The 15,999-nt window shown below is 43.7% G+C and carries 11 protein-coding genes and 1 pseudogene; 5 read left to right on the top strand and 7 right to left on the bottom strand.

What is annotated here, in order from left to right:
• Positions 1-9: 9 nt before the first annotated feature.
• From IWX76_RS02645 to IWX76_RS02620, 6 genes are all read right to left on the bottom strand, one after another.
• Positions 10-1,230, bottom strand: a complete 1,221-nt coding sequence (locus tag IWX76_RS02645; protein WP_196858300.1) for an efflux RND transporter periplasmic adaptor subunit — start codon at positions 1,228-1,230, stop codon at positions 10-12.
• A 2-nt stretch (positions 1,231-1,232) separates the two neighbouring features.
• Positions 1,233-2,447 carry an efflux RND transporter periplasmic adaptor subunit gene (locus tag IWX76_RS02640; protein WP_196858299.1) on the bottom strand — a complete coding sequence of 405 codons (1,215 nt, stop codon included), beginning with the start codon at positions 2,445-2,447 and terminating at the stop codon, positions 1,233-1,235.
• Complete coding sequence (locus tag IWX76_RS02635) at positions 2,425-3,675, bottom strand: TolC family protein (RefSeq protein ID WP_334641041.1); 1,251 nt, start codon at positions 3,673-3,675, stop codon at positions 2,425-2,427. The genes IWX76_RS02640 and IWX76_RS02635 overlap by 23 nt, the downstream gene beginning before the upstream one ends.
• Positions 3,659-5,596 carry an efflux RND transporter permease subunit gene (locus IWX76_RS02630; protein WP_196858298.1) on the bottom strand — a complete coding sequence of 646 codons (1,938 nt, stop codon included), beginning with the start codon at positions 5,594-5,596 and terminating at the stop codon, positions 3,659-3,661. The genes IWX76_RS02635 and IWX76_RS02630 overlap by 17 nt, the downstream gene beginning before the upstream one ends.
• On the bottom strand, positions 5,593-6,891 hold the full coding sequence (locus IWX76_RS02625; RefSeq protein ID WP_196858297.1) for an efflux RND transporter permease subunit: 1,299 nt from the start codon (positions 6,889-6,891) through the stop codon (positions 5,593-5,595). The genes IWX76_RS02630 and IWX76_RS02625 overlap by 4 nt, the downstream gene beginning before the upstream one ends.
• Positions 6,892-7,115: 224 nt before the next feature.
• Positions 7,116-7,514 carry an HYC_CC_PP family protein gene (locus IWX76_RS02620; protein WP_196858296.1) on the bottom strand — a complete coding sequence of 133 codons (399 nt, stop codon included), beginning with the start codon at positions 7,512-7,514 and terminating at the stop codon, positions 7,116-7,118.
• A gap of 342 nt (positions 7,515-7,856) precedes the next feature.
• On the opposite strand from IWX76_RS02620, the gene IWX76_RS02615 reads away from it, so the two are divergent.
• Positions 7,857-8,507, top strand: coding sequence for a DUF6266 family protein (locus tag IWX76_RS02615; RefSeq protein ID WP_196858295.1), 651 nt, complete (start codon positions 7,857-7,859; stop codon positions 8,505-8,507).
• 128 nt (positions 8,508-8,635) lie between these two features.
• Here the strand turns inward: IWX76_RS02615 and IWX76_RS02610 are convergent, their stop codons facing one another.
• On the bottom strand, positions 8,636-11,995 hold the full coding sequence (locus tag IWX76_RS02610) for a vitamin B12-dependent ribonucleotide reductase (RefSeq protein ID WP_334641037.1): 3,360 nt from the start codon (positions 11,993-11,995) through the stop codon (positions 8,636-8,638).
• A gap of 173 nt (positions 11,996-12,168) precedes the next feature.
• On the opposite strand from IWX76_RS02610, the pseudogene IWX76_RS02605 reads away from it, so the two are divergent.
• The 4 genes and pseudogenes from IWX76_RS02605 to IWX76_RS02590 form a co-directional block, all read left to right on the top strand.
• Positions 12,169-13,713, top strand: a pseudogene (locus tag IWX76_RS02605) (catalase); the annotation flags it as partial.
• Positions 13,714-13,752: 39 nt separating this feature from the next.
• Positions 13,753-14,226: an ankyrin repeat domain-containing protein gene (locus IWX76_RS02600; protein WP_196858293.1), complete on the top strand. Its 474-nt coding sequence runs from the start codon at positions 13,753-13,755 to the stop codon at positions 14,224-14,226.
• A 50-nt stretch (positions 14,227-14,276) separates the two neighbouring features.
• Positions 14,277-14,843 (top strand): RNA polymerase sigma factor, encoded by a 567-nt coding sequence (locus IWX76_RS02595; RefSeq protein ID WP_196858292.1) that lies wholly within the window; start codon positions 14,277-14,279, stop codon positions 14,841-14,843.
• Positions 14,844-14,924: 81 nt separating this feature from the next.
• A complete protein-coding gene (locus IWX76_RS02590; RefSeq protein WP_196858291.1) occupies positions 14,925-15,956 on the top strand; it encodes a FecR family protein in 1,032 nt (343 codons plus the stop codon).
• Positions 15,957-15,999 lie beyond the last annotated feature (43 nt).

The following is a 15,999-nucleotide window of genomic DNA, read 5'->3' as shown; positions in this document are numbered from 1 at the left end:
TAATTATGGTTACAATTTTGCGCTTTCCATGGGGTCCTTTCCTTTTTTAAGGATATACTCACTATATAGCAGATAGGCACCACTGATCACTACCTGGTCGCCTGCTTTTAGTCCTTTTTTGATTTCTATGGTATCGAAAGTTTCAATTCCGGTTTTGACCACTTGTGGCTCAAACTTGTCCTTTTCTTTTTCTACCCAAACATGTGCGCCTTTTTCATTGCGGATCACGGCAGCTATGGGTAGGTTGATGACATCGCCCTTGCTTTCCGTAGGCACAAAAACATTCGCCTGTAAACCTGGTTGCCATTGATTATTGGGATTTGGGATGGCCGCCCTAAGTTGGGTAAGCTGTGTATTGGCCTGCAATGCTGGATTGATGAATTTAACAGTCACCAGTTGCGGCTGATCTTCCCAACCCGGGATCACGACTTTAACCTGTTGTCCATCCTTGATGCTGGCTGCCTCCGTAGGATATAGATCTGCTTCCACCCATAAGGATTGATAGCCTTCTAATCGCATTAATGGCGTTCCTTCACTAACATATTGCCCTTCAGTAACGGTTAATTCTGCAACAGTACCATTTTCTGGCGCCCTGAAGATGACATTCGGACTGGTCTTTTTGCTGTTTTGCAGTGCCTTGATGGCCCCCTCGGATTGTCCGTATAAACTTAGTTTTTGCCTGGAAGAGGTTAATAGTTGTGCAAAAGTTTTGTCCTCAGGAAATTGTGCGGCCTGCTCCAGTGACAGCAGGTATTCTTGCTGTAATGAAGCCAACTGCTCAGAGTATATTTGATATAGGGCTTGTCCTTTATTAATTTTTTTCCCGGTTTGGCGGACATATAGTCGTTCTAGCCTTCCTGATACCCTGCTGGAGATGTATTCCGTTTTTTCTGGGTTAACCACCAGTCTGCCGTTTAACTGTTTATAGGTATTGAAGCCTGTTAAACCAACGGCCATGGTGGTGACATTGGCTAGTGCCCTTTGATTTTCGTCAAGGTGCAGGGCAGCCTCTGCGGAGTTTTTTTCGAAAGGAACCAAATCCATTCCACAGACTGGGCATGTGCCCATTTTATCCTGTACCACCTGAGGGTGCATCGGACATGTATAGGTTGTTGTTTTTTGACTGGCCTTTTTGTTGTCTTTATTTTTATCATCGCTGCAGGCGGCAAGAAACAAGGTAGGGGCGAGCAGGCCTATAGTCAGGCTTTTTATAAATTCTTTTCTTTCCATGATTACATTTCCTTTGTTGATGCTTTGATGAAACTTTCACTGTCAATTAAATAATACGCGTTCCTGGCCAGGTCCCATCCGATAACCTCGTCATAAACCTGTATCTGGTTGTTTTGGGTTATGCCGGTTTTTACTGTTTTAGGAATAAAAACACGTCCTTCCTTTTTAAAAACGACCGACTGGTTGCCTATGGAAACCACGGCCTCTTTGGGTAACCAATATCCTTTTTCTGCTAGAAATGGGATCTGTCCGGTAACTAACGCTCCAGGCTGCAGTCCACTGTTTTCTAAGTAAACTCTGGCGAGTACAAAGTTCTCCCCTGCATTGAAAACCGGCTGTATTAATCCAATTCTCCCCGTGAGGGTTTGTTCTTTTTGAGCAGTTCTTTGGATGAGAACCTTAGCTTGTTGATCTACCTTTGCGGCTACCTCAGGCGTTAAGGAAAATTCTGCGACCAGATTTCCACTTCGGTAAATGGTGAATACATTTTGTCCGGCACTGAGGTATTGACCCTCACGAATCATGACCGAAGTGTTTTGAGTCGCCGGGTTTTGGCTGGCTGCCATGTTCGGCTGGGCAGCACCTGAGTTCATACCATCCATTCCTGAACCTGCAGCAGATGAAGATGGTGCAGGCGCGGGAGCCGCTATGGCTGCCGCCTGTTTTTCAAGAATAAATCCTGTTGCTGGACTGTAGACCGGAATGCGGTAAGATATCTGACCTGTCCGTAATACTTTACGGATATGTGTTTCATCCATGCCAAGAAGCATTAATCGTTGTTTTGCAGCTTCCAGCATGCCGTCCTCGTTTCCATAACCCTTGATCAACAGCAGTTCCCGTTGGGCTGCCGCCAGGTCTGGGGAGTAAACTTCCATCAGCAGCTGTCCTTTTTTTACCGGCTGATAATTGTATTTAATGTGCAGTTTTTCGATGCGCCCTGATACGCGACTGGCCAGGCTGATCTGGTTACGGGTATCATAGGCGATACGGCCTTGTACCTCGCGAACGTAAATACTTGCGCCTTCCTTCGCCGAGATGATGGGGATGCTAGCAATGACCTGCTCATTTACTGGTTTTAACAGGTAATTTAAGCTGGTATCTCTTTTCGCATGTAAAGGTGCGCTTGTCTCCTGTGCCTGATCATTTTGCCTGCAGGCAGCTACAGCTAAGCTGATGGTGAAAAACAATAACAGCCTAACGATATAATTCTTTTTCATAATCAACGATCATTTTATATAATTTTGTTTTTTCATCGAGTACAGCAATTTGCATCATGGTCAAAGCTTCCCATGAACTAATGACCGCTGGAAGCTGTAACTTATTCTCCTGGTAATTGACGAAGTCTGCATCCATTGCTTTTTTTAATGCAGGTACAATTGTTTCCTCCATCGCCAGTATTCTTTTCTGCATGGACAATATTTCATAGTGCATCCCGGTTAACATGCCCTGGCTTTCCTGAAGCATTCCTTCCCGTTCTTTCTCCATGGCCTGAATTTCATAACCCATGGCCTTTGCTTCTGATTTATACATCCTGGAAGACCATGGTGCTATTGGAATACTGATCATGCCCATCACGCTATACGAATTAGGCATCATCTTGCTTAAGGGGGCCATGTGATCAAACCTTATTTTAAAATCTGGTTTACTTTGCGCTTTCATGGCATCAACGCCTAACTTCATGGATCGTATGTTTTCTTCTAGTTGAAGGATGTCTTTTCGCTGGCCTGCAAGCAGGAGGGTGTCTATCCTTGCTTCCGCGGTGTACTGCGGGACATAGGTAGTGTCAATCTCCAGATCATGATTCCCTGGAAGGTTCATCAGGCTGTTTAGCCAGGCTTTGGCTTTTGCGATGTCGCCCTGTTGCATCCTGATCATGTTTTTGTTTTCTTCGATTTTTGCATTGGCCCGAAACACACCGGAGAGTTGCGACTGGTTATAGGGATAACGGATCTGCTCGATTTTTTTCATCATCTGCATGATCTTGTCGTTCGCCTGGAGCACCTGGATGCGCTGACTGGCTAAAATCCAGGTGTAATACAAGGATTTCGCCTGCGCCTTTAACTCATTCAGGGCAACTGCACGCCCTGCCAGTTCCACCGCTGCTTTAGAAGTTTCATACCGTTTCTGTGCCTGGAGTTTCCATGGGTTGGGCACTTCTTGTTCCAATTGCAGCATGAGCGATCCCTTATCGCCATTCTCCATGACCTGCTGTCCCGGATAGGGTGTCATAAAAGTCCCAACACCCACCATGGGAGCCATCCATGCCGTACCGGCATTGGCTTTATGTTTATAGCTTTCAGCTTTCAGCGCATAGGTCTGCAGCAGCAGGTTATTATTAGCTATTCGATTTAAAACAGTATCTAATGGCACTGTCTGTTGCTGGGCGTAAAGCTGTACGGGCAACATGGCCAGTAGCAGCACGTACTTTTTAATGTTGAGCATCATGCACCTCCAATTTTCCGTATTTCTTTAATTCGTATTCTTTTGACATGAGGAAGATGAGTGGCGTAACCAGCAGAATATGCGTAGAGGAAGTCAATACGCCTCCAATCATGGGCAATACGATGGGCAGCATCACATCTACACCTACACCAGTTGCCCATAACACGGGTATCAATCCAAATAAGGACACACAAACGGTCATCAATTTTGGACGAAGGCGTTTGGCTGCGCCTTTAACCACATATTCGCGCAGGTCTTCCTTGCTTATGGTCTCCGACGAATTGCCCTTAACTTTGATCAGTTGATTCATGGCATCATTTAAGTAGATCACCATCACAATACCTGTTTCTACGGCAATACCAAAGAGGGCAATAAAGCCTACGGCTACGCCAACTGATAAACTTACTCCCCAGATATAGATGATATAAGCGCCACCAATAAGTGCAAATGGCACAGTGATCAGGCTTAGAAAGGCCTCTCTAATGGAATTAAAGGCAAAATACAGGGAAAAGAAAATGATAACCAGTACAATAGGGGCAATCCATAATAAGGTTTGCTGGCCACGGATCATGTTCTCGTATTGGCCGCTCCACTCCAGGAAATAGCCCTCAGGTAAAATCCCATCGGTTTTACTTAAGTTTTCCATCGCTTCATTCACGGTACTTCCCATATCCCTGTCGCGTACATTAAACATCACCGCGCCTCTTAACAAGGCGTTTTCTGAATTAATCATCGGGGGTCCATCCTCAAAGCGGATATCCGCTACTGCCGACAAGGGGATTTCTCCCATGGTGGATGATTGCAGAGGAATCCTTTTGATGCTTTCTACACTGTTTCTGAACGCTTGCCCTAAGCGTACGCTGATGGAAAAACGTTGCCTTCCTTCAATGGTATTACCAATGGTAGCACCACCTAAGGCTGATTCCACAGTTTGGTTAACCTGGTCTACCGTTAAACCGTAACGGGCCAATTCTCCACGTTTCACATCAACAGACAGGTATTTGCCCCCGGTAATGGGATCTACATACAGGTCTGCCACACCATTGGTGCCTTCCAGTGCTTTTTTTACCTTTTCGGAAACCGATGCAATCGTATCTAGATTTTGTCCATATATTTTTACACCCACATCTGTACGGATACCCGTGGCTAACATGTTAATACGGTTGATGATGGGTTGCGTCCAGCCGTTGACCACCCCGGGGATTTGGAGCTTTTTGTCTAATTCATCAATTATGTCTTTTTTAGTCATCCCTTCGCGCCATTGTGCTTTTGGTTTGAGCATGATGATCGTTTCGATCATGCTCATGGGCGAATTATCTGTTGCTGTGCTGGCACGACCAGCCTTACCTAACACTTTGTCAACTTCAGGTACTGATTTAATAATTTTATTTTGCACCTGTAAGATGCGTTTAATCTCATTATTGGAAACATCAGGCAGGGTTACCGGCATAAATAGAATGCTTTGTTCGTCCAGTGCCGGCATAAACTCAGTACCCAGATTTTTGAGCAGGGGAATGGTAATCAGCAAAGCAATGATATTAATGGCTATGGTTGTTTTACGCCAATTTAATACCCCTCTGATTACAGGTTCATAATATCTCTCCAGGAACCTGTTCACAGGGTTGGCATGGTCTGGCTTAAACTTTCCCTTCATAAAAAAGGAAATCAACACCGGTGCCAGCGTAAGCACGAGTAAGGCATCCACGATCATGATAAAAGTCTTTGTAAAGGCCAGTGGGTGGAACATTTTTCCTTCTTGTCCGGTAAGCATAAACACCGGAAGAAATGAAGTAATAATGATTACCGTGGCAAAAAACACCCCTCTGGATACCTGTTTGCTAGACTTTTCGATCACCTTCAATCTTTCCTCTTCGGAAATCCAGTCGGGACTTTTTTTGAATAATTTGTTAAACCAGGTTCTCATAGCTCATTTGTTTTTTGTTGTTCTTTTTGCCACAGTTCATAGCGTTCGGACAAGTGTTTGTAAGCATTTTCACTCATCACAATGCCATTATCGACGATGACCCCAATGGCAAGTGCAATTCCGGTTAGGGACATGATATTGGAGGAGATATCGAAGGCATTTAATAAGATAAAACTGGCTGCAATAGTAATTGGGATTTGGATAATGATGCTGACTGCGCTGCGCCAGTGAAATAAAAAGACGATGACCACCAGGGATACTACAATCATTTCTTCAATGATAGTGGTGGTAATGGAGTCTACAGATTCCTGGATCAATTCTCCTCTATCATAAACGATATCAAATTTCACCCCTTCAGGCAAACCTTTTGCGACCTCTTTCATTTTGGCTTTAACGCCTTCAATTACTTCAGCAGCATTTTCTCCATAGCGCATCACCACAATGCCACCAACCCGTTCTCCTTCACCATCCTGATCGAAAATGCCAAGCCTGGTTTCACCGGTCATTTGTACAGCCGCCACATCCGACACTTTGATTGGGGTTCCATTCTGTGTTTTTATCGGGATGTTGCTGATTTCCTCCAGGGATTTGAGGTAACCAGAAGTTTTAATGATATAACCAATACCACTCATTTCAAATTTCCTCCCCCCAGATTCATTATTATTGGCACGCACCGCCGCAATGACTTCGGGAATACTTAGTTTGTAATAAAGTAATTTATTTGGGTCTACCGCAATCTGGTATTGCTTCTGAAATCCCCCGAAGGAGGCAATTTCACTTACACCGGCAACATTTTGCAAAGCGAATTTTACATACCAGTCCTGAATAGCGCGTTGCTCTCCAAGGTCTGTATTTGGTGCATCAAGGGTGTACCATAAAATATGGCCAACGCCGGTTCCATCGGGGCCTAATTGAGGAGAAACGCCTTCTGGTAAGGTGCTGGATATCGTGCTTAAACGCTCCATTACACGCTCCCTTGCCCAGTAAACATCTACATCGTCTTCAAAAATGACATAGATGAAGCTCATCCCAAACATGGAGGAGCCACGAACATATTTTATTTTAGGAATACCCTGTAGATTAGTAACCAGTGGATAGGTAACCTGGTCTTCTATTAACTGCGGCGACCTGCCCATCCATTCTGTGAAAACGATGACCTGATTTTCTGACAGGTCAGGTATAGCGTCTATAGGGTTCTTTTTGATGGCAAAGATGCCCCAAATAAAGATTCCGGTAGCGAGCATCAGTACGATCCACCTATTCCTAAGTGACCATTCTATTAATTTGTGTACCATGTGATTTTGTTCAATCATTGACGCTAATGGCAATTAACCGCAGGCTTTCAGTTAGCACCTTTTGTGCCCTTGAAAAACAGGGCAGGTGATGGGCTAAAAATATAGACCATAGGAGGAGCTGCAAGAAATTGAATAGCGAATGATGAGGTTATAAATAATAATTTATAATCAGGTTAAAGCGAGGCGATAACCTATACACGAAAGTGTATGTTAGTGGTAGGGAATCAGATTCTGTAAGTACAGTTACGGATAAAGACGGGGACGTCCTGCACTTTTGGAGGTGCATGGCTTAAAGATCCTTTACCCAATTCTATGGGAATAGCCAAGTTTCTTGCCTCCCAAATGATGTTTTTTAAGAGAATAACTGGTGCCTGCTCGAAATGAAAATGGCTTGTGGCCATTTTTTGAATGTTATCGACCTTTAGTGTTTTGGAATCTTGTTTGCAGCAGGTTTTTTCTTTGGCTTCGTTTGCAGTCATGCCGCAAAAATCACAAGATGGCGGATTTGTTTTTGTTAAGCCTAATTCGACTAACTCGCCCATGCAATAATGAAAATATACTTCTGCCCCTTGAGCAATACCCATGTAAAAAAAGGCCAGAAGTAATAACAGTATTCTTTTCATGAGGTTATAGCACAATGATCTGCCAAAGATAGGTTAACTTTTATGGCTAGACTTACAGAATCTTGTCAAAAAATTATATAATTCTGAGTCTATTTTAGAATTGCTGGTTTATTTATAGGCTATGTGGGTAAGTTGGATATGATTTGCTTACTCCCAGCCGCCGAATAATTTTCTTGATTTGCAGCTTATTCTGCCGTTTAACTAAGCTCTTAACACGCAGGGTACCATATCCCAGGTACTAACCTGTACCCATTGATTTCTTCTATTTGTATGGTGCTATTACCCTTGGGAACTCCATGGTAAAGCACGAATCAACAGATTTGAAAACTTGTTATTACAAACATGGGAATTATTAAACGTGGGATCCTTGGTGGATTTCGAAAAAAGACTGGTGCGGTAGTTGGGGTGCGCTGGCGTGGCCTTGATGTGATGCGTGGGATTCCTCGTAAAACCAGTAAAGCACCCAGTCAGGAACAGTTGGATCAGCAAATGAAGTTCAGGCTGCTGAGTCAATTATTGAGTAAGGTGGGTTCAGTGATTGACATCGGGTTTTCAGATGCCTGTGTTACACCGACGGCCATGAACCTGGCCATGGCCTATAACTTAAAACATGCATTTAAAGGAACGTCGCCAGACAGTCAACTGGACTATTCCAGACTTAGCTTTAGTCGTGGTAGCAGGGCATTGCCAAAGATTGCATCGGTTGAAGGATGGACGCAGAGGAGGATCGTGTTCAGCTGGGATTATCAGGGTGACCGGGATAAATTGGAGCATCCACGGGACCTCGTTACGGTGCTGATTTACTGTATGGCATTGCAACGTTTTGTGAATCTAATGCGGGTAGCAACCAGGGCAGACCGGGATTATACAGTGATGCTTCCAGCCAGTTTTGGTGGATACACTATTCATGCTTACCTCTTCATGGAATCGGTCAATACCTTAGGCTTCCTGTCAAATTCAATGTATCTAGGTGAGGTGCTGGTACTTCAATGATAAATTATTTAATATCAGTATTTCAGTTGATTATCTCAATCATATAACAATAAAGGCCTAAGGTTGAGTTACCTTAGGCCTTTATTGTTAACTAATCAGTTCATCCTCATGTTTTGGTTTAATGATGATTATGCACAACCACCTTGTGTACCACAGTTTAAACATTTGTAACAGGTGCCGGATCTTACCATGATGTGGCCACAGTTGCCACAAGCAGGTGCATCAGATTGTCCGCCACCAGAAATGTCTAGTACTGGTTTGAATACCTTTGCTGCGCTTTCCTGCTGCAAAGCCACTGGTGCAGGATTGATATCCTCATCGGCCATTTGTGGGTTGCCCAAAATAGCGTTATGGTTATTGAGTACATGCACCAGGTCTTCGCGGCCCAGGTATTCGTAACCCAATACCCTGAAGATATAATCGATTACGGAGGTGGCACTTTTAATGTTATCATGGCCACCTACCATGCCTGAAGGTTCAAAACGGGTGAAGGTGAACTTATCGACAAACTCTTCTAAGGGTACACCATATTGTAAGCCAACGGAAACGGCAATGGCAAAACAGTTCATCAGCGAACGGAATGTTGCGCCTTCTTTGTGCATGTCAACAAAGATTTCGCCAAGTGTACCATCTTCGTATTCCCCGGTGCGTACAAACACTGTTTGTCCGCCAACAGAGGCCTTTTGTGTGAACCCACCACGTTTACCAGGCAGGTTTTTACGTTCGACTACCGAAGATAGCTGGCGTTTGAACTTGGTGTCAGTTGATTTCTCCAGGATCGCACGTGCCGCTTCCAATACTTGCTCGGGAGTAAGATCGCCCAAACGTACATTGCCGGCCTTACCCAATACTTCTTCTACGGTGTCCAGCTGGTCTTCTTTGGAGTCTGCCGACTTGGTGGAAAGGGGTTGAGAAAGTTTACAGCCATCGCGGTAAAGTGCATTGGCTTTTAAACCTAATGCCCAGCTCATCTGGTAACAGTCTTTAACGTCTTCCACTGTTGCCTCATTGGGCAGGTTGATGGTTTTAGAAATGGCTCCGGAAAGGAATGGCTGAGCAGCAGCCATCATACGGATGTGTCCATGCGCATGGATAAAACGCTCTCCTTTTTGTCCGCATTTATTGGCACAGTCAAATATAGCGTAATGTTCTTCTTTTAAATATGGCGCACCTTCGATGGTCATGGTACCACAGATGTACTCATTGGCATCAGCGATTTGCTGGCGGTTAAAGCCAAGTGCACGCAGCAGGTTAAAGTCTGCCGCGTTATATTGCGCAACAGTAAAACCTAGTCTTTGCAGGCAAGGCTCGCCTAATGTCCATTGGTTAAACACAAAACCTATCTCGAAGGCTGCCGCAAGGGACTTCTCGATTTTGTTTAACTCATCGAGGGTAAGTCCTTTATTAGCAAGGGTATCAAAGTTAATGTGAGGTGCACCTTGTAGGGTGGCAGCGCCTTTAGCATAATTAACAATGGTGGTAATTTCGCTTTCGCTGTAACCCAGGTTACGCAGTGCTGCTGGCACACCCTGGTTGATGATTTTAAAGTAACCACCGCCCGAAAGTTTCTTAAATTTGACTAATGCAAAATCAGGTTCTATACCTGTGGTATCACAATCCATCACCAGGCCAATGGTGCCTGTGGGTGCGATGACCGTTGTCTGTGCGTTGCGGTAACCGTGTTGCTCACCCAGTTCTACAGCTTTGTCCCAGGCGTTACAGGCTGCAGAAAGCAGGTAGTCTGGACAGAATTTTGGGTCTAGTCCGGGTGGCGCAATCTCCAATCCTTCATATTCATTGGCATTATAGGCTGCATAACGGTGGTTGCGCATTACCCGCAACATGTTTTCTTTGTTTTCTGGGAATCTTTTAAAAGTACCTAGTGCTGCGGCAAGTTCGGCAGAGGTGGCGTAAGCCGTACCAGTCATAATTGCCGTAATGGAACCTCCTATGGCACGTCCTTTATCACTATCATATGGGATGCCGGCCACCATAAGCATGGAACCCAGGTTGGCATAACCTAGGCCAAGGGTACGGTAATCATAGGAAAGCTGTGCTACTTCTTTGGAAGGGAACTGTGCCATTAAAACAGAAATTTCAAGCACAACTGTCCAGATGCGGCAGGCATGTTCGAAGCCTTTGACGTCAAACGTAAGGGTTTTAGGGTCAAAGAAATGGGCCAGGTTAATGGACGCCAGGTTACAAGCGGTATTATCAAGGAACATATATTCTGAACAGGGGTTAGACGCATTGATGCGTCCACCCTCCGGACAGGTGTGCCATTCATTGATGGTCGTATCATATTGTACACCCGGATCTGCACAGGCCCAGGCAGCAAAAGCAATATCCTGCCATAGTTTTTCTGCGGGAATACTTTTTACTACATTGCCTTTTACACGGCCGATTAAATCCCAGTTGTTTCCTTTTTCTTTTGCCTGGAAAAAGGCATTGGGAATACGAACGGAGTTATTGGAGTTCTGCCCGGAAACGGTGCGGTAGGCTTCGCCTTCATAGTCGGAATCGTAACCTGCAGCAATAAGCGCGGCTACTTTTTTCTCTTCTTCTACTTTCCAATTAACGAATTTCTCAATCTCGGGATGATCCATGTCTAAACACACCATTTTAGCGGCACGACGGGTAGTTCCACCAGATTTGATGGCTCCGGCAGCACGATCGCCGATTTTAAGGAAGGACATGATGCCGGAAGAGTAACCACCACCGGAGAGTTTTTCATTTTCTCCGCGAATGGCAGAGAAGTTGGTGCCTACACCGGAGCCATATTTGAAGATACGGGCTTCGCGTACCCAAAGATCCATAATACCACCATCGTTTACCAGGTCGTCGCTTACCGACAGGATAAAACAGGCATGTGGTTGAGGGCGTTCATAGGCTGATGTTGATTTTTTTAATTCTTCAGTTTGTGGGTCTACATAATAATGCCCTTGTGGTTTGCCGGTAATCTGGTAAGAGGCATGCAGACCTGTATTGAACCATTGTGGAGAGTTAGGTGCTGCCATTTGCCCAACGATGGTATATACTAATTCATCGTAGAAAATGGAGGCGTCTTTTGCAGAAGCAAAATACTGGTGCTGCTCGCCCCATTGTTTCCAACAGGCCGCCATACGGTGTGCCACTTGTTTGATGCTGCTTTCGCCGCCCGTACTGCCATCGGGCAGGGGTACACCTGCTTTTCTGAAGTACTTCTGTGCAAGGATATCTGTTGCCACCTGGCTCCAGGATGCTGGTACTTCGACATTGTTCATTTCAAATACGGCATCACCTGCAGGATTCCGAATGACAGAACTACGCTTTTCGTAGGTAAATAAGTCAAAAACAGGCGTATTTTCTTTTGTGAAGTAGCGTTGGAAGGGAAGCCCTTTGCCAGTATGTTTGTTGTTTTTAGTTGATGATGATGTAGCCATAAGGTGTAAAATAGAGTAGTCAAATTTATTAGTAATGTAGCGGCCATGTGGTCTTGAGTTTTCCACATTCTACAAGAATAACGATTTATAGCTTGCTTAAAAGTTTCAGGGAATTGATTTAAAGCCGGTTGTAATGTGGAGAAACTTATTGTCATTTTTCACTTTTTATGGTGTTGTAATTTTGTTATCTTTAACCTAGTGATCAACCTAAATCATTTGTTATGAGCGAACAAGATAATTTAACCACCCGGAATGGCCATCCTATTTACGATAACCAAAACTTAAGAACCGTTGGAAGTCGGGGACCTGCAACACTCGAGAATTATCAGTTTTTGGAAAAGATGTCGCATTTCGATAGGGAGCGGGTGCCTGAGCGTGTTGTTCATGCCCGGGGTGCTGGTGCACATGGCGTTTTTGAAGCCTATGGACAGGTAGGTGATGAGCCTATATCAAAATATACACGCGCCCGTTTCTTACAGGAAAAGGGCAAACAAACGGATTGCTTTGTGCGCTTTTCTACCGTGATCCATGGTGGGCATTCGCCAGAGACGCTGCGTGACCCCAGAGGTTTTGCAGTTAAGATGTATACCGATGATGGAAATTGGGATTTAGTGGGTAACAACCTGAAGATCTTTTTTATTCGTGATGCCCTTAAATTCCCTGATTTTATTCATGCCTTTAAACCCGATCCGGTAACCAACCGACAGGATGGTGAGCGACAGTTTGACTTCATTAGCAACACCCCTGAGGCCATGCATATGATTACATTTTTATTTTCGCCATGGGGTATTCCAGCCAATTACCGCCAAATGCAGGGTTCTGGTGTGAATACGTATAAATGGGTCAATAGTGAAGGTGTTGGTGTTTTAGTGAAGTACCATTGGGAACCGCTTCAGGGTATTAAAAACCTGACACAGGAACAGGCCAATGAAATACAGGGCAAGAGCTTTAACCATGCCACGCAGGATTTATATGATGCGATTAAAAATGGCAACTACCCGGAATGGGAACTTAATGTGCAGATTATAGAGGATGGTGAACATCCTGAACTTGATTTTGATCCATTGGATGATACTAAAATATGGCCTAAGGAACAGTTTCCATGGCTTCCAGTTGGTAAAATGACCTTAAATAGAAACCCAGAGAATTATTTTGCGGAAGTAGAACAGTCTGCTTTTGGTACAGGTGTTCTGGTTGATGGTCTGGATTTTTCGGATGATAAAATGCTGCAGGGAAGAACATTTTCTTATTCAGATACACAACGCTACCGCGTAGGAACCAATTACCTGCAATTGCCAATCAATGCGCCTAAATCTAAAGTGCATACCAACCAACGAGATGGGCAAATGGCATATAACCAGGGCGGTGATAAAATGAACAATCCTCATGTAAATTATGAGCCTTCTAACCTTGGAGGGCCTCAGGAAGTGCAACGCCCAGGGAAAGACCATACTCCCTTGTACCATGCGGCATTGGTTCGCCAGAAAATTGAGAAACAAAATAACTTTCAACAAGCGGGTGAAACCTATCGGAACTTTGAGGATTGGGAACGTGATGAACTGATTAACAATTTAGTCAATACCCTGGCCACCGCTAACCAGGTGATTAAGGATAAAATGATTGAGCTGTTTATGCAATGTGATGCTGATTATGGCCGCAGGGTAAAAGAAGGTTTAGCCAATTCAACAGTTACTGACGAAGACAAAGGTCCTTTGGGTACCACAGGTTCACATGATGCAGTGGTGCAGGCAGAAGAGGAAAGTCGTGAAAGCAGACCTTATTAACCCATCATTGTTGTGGTAACAAAGTTAAACAGCTTAGGAATGGCGTACCCGAACGATCAACTTTTTCATGCAGCAAGAACAGGTGATGTAGACTTGCTGCAAACTTTAATAGCCGATGGGGCCGACGTAAATACTCAGGACACCAAAGGTTTTACTCCCCTGATCATTGCAAGTTACAATGATCAGGCGGAGTCTGTTCAACTTTTATTAGCAGCAAAGGCCGATGTTAACATCCAGGATGAAGGTGGCAACACGGCCCTGATGGGCGTTTGTTTTAAAGGCTATCCCAAAATTGCCGAAATGCTCATTGCCCATGGTGCTGACTTAAATTTACAACATGCCAATGGCGGCACCGCCTTGATGTTTGCCGTTCTCTTCGGCCGCGATGAGCTGGTGGATATTATGGTGAAACAGGGTGCTGACTTGTATATTAAAGAGAAGCGTGGACTGACAGCTGTGGACCTTGCCGTGCAACAAGGGAACACAAATGCAATTTTATTGATGGAGGTATAGTTGTTTACTCGGTATTAATTCTCTATTTTGGATTAACCAATTGTAAACCTATGCAAATACACTCACCTGACTTGAGCCATCTTGTCAATCAGATTTCTTTGTATAACAGTCAGCAAGCTTATAAGGAACTTTTCAAATATTTATATCCTGCATTGCTCGGATTTAGCTTTTCCTTGTTAAAATCAAGAGAACAGGCAGAAGAAGTAGCTAATGATGTGATGATTACCCTCTGGAAAAATCGGAAGGCATTACTCTCCATTCGGAATATTAAGGTTTATGCGTTTGTGATGGCTCGCAATCAGGCGCTTAATGTCTTAAATAAAAATAAAAGTCATCAATTGATCGCTATCGACGAACTTGAACTCGATATTGTTTTAAGCGATTTAAATCCGGAGCAATCGCTCATAAACGGAGAATTAAAAGAAAAACTTCAGTTTGCCATTAACAGCTTACCCAAGCAATGTAAAATGGTGTTTAAACTCATCAAAGAAGATGGATGTAGTTATAAAGAAACTGCAGCAATTATGAATATCTCGATTAAAACAGTTGATGCACATTTAGTCACAGCTGTAAAAAAGCTGACGGTGCTTTTGCAAGTTGAATATAACCTGAGGTAAAAATATTTTTTGCTGCACTAGGGAGTTTCATAGTAATTATTGTCTTTACCTATATAACCAGTATAAACTTTCGGGATCCGTATGGATAAAAACAAGATTTTGGAATTACTGGCCCGTAAAATGGCTGGTGAGGCGAGCCATCGCGAGTTAGAAGAGCTTCGCGAATTAATGATGCGTTTTCCGGATGCGGTCTATTATGAAGAGTTTTTGGCTCAGGTGTGGACACAGTCTACAGCTATTGAAGGCGAAACAGTGGATGCCGAAAAAGCTTACCAGCTTCACCGCTCAAAATATGCCAGCGAATTTAATAGGAAGAAAAAGCTTATTGGAAGTTTAGTATTCCTGCTGGCAATAACTTTACTTTCCTTACTTTATTTTTACCATGATAACACTCCAGGAACAACTATAGATATTGTAGCTGGAAAGGGGGTACGTAAAAAGGTAACGTTGCCTGATGGCACCCTGGTATGGCTGAATGCCAATAGTAAACTTTCTTATCCTGCCGACCTAAATGATAAACCGAAACGTAAAGTTTATTTAATAGGTGAGGCATTTTTTGATGTCGCGCATCATCAATCACATCCCTTTATTGTACGTACTGAAAAATTCTCCGTAAAAGTATTGGGAACCTCTTTTAACGTAAGAGCATATCTTGTCGATAAGAAGTCTGAAGCTACTTTAATTCGTGGTGCTATTGAATTATTAGTGCATTCACGTCCTAAACAAAAAATTTTATTGAATCCTTCGGAGAAATTTGCGATAGAAGATAATAAGACCTCCGAACTTTCAAATTCTCAAAAAAATCTTAAACATCCCGACCTGACCTTAACCATTGAAAAGATACAACCAATGCGGATTGGTGAGATGCAGTATATCGAAGAGGTAGCCTGGAAAGATAGCTTATTGGTGTTCAAGGATGAATCTTTTGAAGATTTAAAACCCAAACTTGAACGCTGGTATGAACTAAAAGTTACCATACAGGCTTCAGTTCCTGAAAGCTATCGTTTTACAGGTGTCCTTAAAAATGAAGATATAAAAGAAGCTTTAACAGCAATGCAATTAATCAAACCTTTTAAATTTAAACTCCTCGCGAATGAAGTAATCATCTATTAGATCAAGGAGCAGAGAAGCTCCCTCAGAACCACACCGTAGCTTG

It is taken from the genome of Pedobacter sp. CAN_A7 (assembly GCF_015752175.1).
Taxonomy (GTDB): domain Bacteria; phylum Bacteroidota; class Bacteroidia; order Sphingobacteriales; family Sphingobacteriaceae; genus Pedobacter.
The sequence above is the reverse complement of the archived record's forward strand: the minus strand, read 5'-3'. Positions and strand labels throughout refer to the sequence as shown.

Coding starts and splice junctions, on each gene's coding strand:
- IWX76_RS02645 (WP_196858300.1), bottom strand. CDS start 1,230: ATGGAAAGAAAAGAATTTATAAAAAGCCTGACTATAGGCCTGCTCGCC.
- IWX76_RS02640 (WP_196858299.1), bottom strand. CDS start 2,447: ATGAAAAAGAATTATATCGTTAGGCTGTTATTGTTTTTCACCATCAGC.
- IWX76_RS02635 (WP_334641041.1), bottom strand. CDS start 3,675: ATGATGCTCAACATTAAAAAGTACGTGCTGCTACTGGCCATGTTGCCC.
- IWX76_RS02630 (WP_196858298.1), bottom strand. CDS start 5,596: ATGAGAACCTGGTTTAACAAATTATTCAAAAAAAGTCCCGACTGGATT.
- IWX76_RS02625 (WP_196858297.1), bottom strand. CDS start 6,891: ATGGTACACAAATTAATAGAATGGTCACTTAGGAATAGGTGGATCGTA.
- IWX76_RS02620 (WP_196858296.1), bottom strand. CDS start 7,514: ATGAAAAGAATACTGTTATTACTTCTGGCCTTTTTTTACATGGGTATT.
- IWX76_RS02615 (WP_196858295.1), top strand. CDS start 7,857: ATGGGAATTATTAAACGTGGGATCCTTGGTGGATTTCGAAAAAAGACT.
- IWX76_RS02600 (WP_196858293.1), top strand. CDS start 13,753: ATGGCGTACCCGAACGATCAACTTTTTCATGCAGCAAGAACAGGTGAT.
- IWX76_RS02595 (WP_196858292.1), top strand. CDS start 14,277: ATGCAAATACACTCACCTGACTTGAGCCATCTTGTCAATCAGATTTCT.
- IWX76_RS02590 (WP_196858291.1), top strand. CDS start 14,925: ATGGATAAAAACAAGATTTTGGAATTACTGGCCCGTAAAATGGCTGGT.